This is a genomic window from Pseudomonas sp. HMSC066A08, from assembly GCF_001813025.1.
GTDB lineage: Bacteria > Pseudomonadota > Gammaproteobacteria > Pseudomonadales > Pseudomonadaceae > Pseudomonas > Pseudomonas aeruginosa.
Window position 1 is genome coordinate 1 of sequence record NZ_KV811308.1, and the last position, 308, is coordinate 308.

Genomic DNA, 308 nt, shown 5'->3' on the forward strand with positions numbered 1-308 from the left:
AGGTTGACCTCGAACTGCGCCGGTGCGGATTCGGCGACGATGGCGTCGGCCGGGATGCCCTGGGCGCGAGCGCCGTCGATGATGTCCTGGAGGCACTCGACGTATTCGTCGAGGTCGTCGATGGAATACACCTGCACCGACTGCGGACGCTTGCCGGAGATCGGCGAGCGCGGCGGCTGCGGCCGGCCGTTCACGTTCTCCTGGTCGATCAGGTAGAACTCCAGCTCGAAGGCGGCGACGATGGTCAGTTCCATCTCGGTGAACCTGGCCACCACCTGGCGCAGGACTTCGCGGGGGTCGGCGAAGAA

Annotated in this window: 1 pseudogene; it reads right to left on the reverse strand. The window is 66.2% G+C overall.

The annotated features are described in order from the left end of the window. Positions 1–308: pseudogene (locus HMPREF2886_RS19120) on the reverse strand (glutamine synthetase); the annotation flags it as partial.